The 626-nt window shown below is 66.5% G+C and carries 1 protein-coding gene; it reads left to right on the top strand.

All coding sequences use genetic code 11. The features are described from left to right. A partial coding sequence (locus Taqua_RS13130; protein WP_144327004.1) for a transposase occupies window positions 1-626 on the top strand: 626 nt, incomplete at both ends.

Raw genomic sequence — 626 nt, 5'->3', positions numbered from 1 at the left:
AGCGCTGGGCCGAGACCCCCACCTGGCAGTATTTCTCTGGGCAGGCGTACTTTGAGCACCGGCTGCCCTGCGATGCGACGACCTTGGTCAAGTTTCGCCAACTCCTGGGCGAAGAAGGGGTGGAGGAGCTTTTGGCGCAGACCATCAACGTGGCAGCAGCCCTCAAGCTCATCGAGCGCAAGGACTTGAGGTGCGTGGCGGTGGACAGCACCGTGCAAGAGAAGGCGATCGCTCACCCCACCGACAGCCGGCTGCTGGAGACGGCGCGCACCAAGCTCGTGCAGGCGGCCAAGGACCTGGGGATCAAACTCAAGCAGACATTCCAGCGTGAAGGCCAAGCCTTGGCGCGCCAGGCGGGGCGCTATGCGCACGCACGGCAGTTCAAACGCATGCGCCGGGCGATTGCGCGGCAGCGCACGATCGTGGCGCGCTTGGCGCGCGAGATCGAGCGCAAGGTTGCGCACACCGGGCAGGCCCTGTGGCAGTCGCTGCGCGAGGTGCTCGACAAGGCGCGACGCATCGTGGCGCAGAGCGCCCAGCGTGGCCGTGTCGATGGCGAGCCCAAGCTCTACAGCTGGCACGCCCCGGAGGTCGAATGCATCAACAAAGGCAAGGCGCGCAGGCCT

This window comes from Tepidimonas aquatica (genome assembly GCF_007556585.1).
Classification (GTDB): Bacteria; Pseudomonadota; Gammaproteobacteria; order Burkholderiales; family Burkholderiaceae_C; genus Tepidimonas; species Tepidimonas aquatica.
This window is presented reverse-complemented; position numbering and strand designations above follow the sequence as displayed.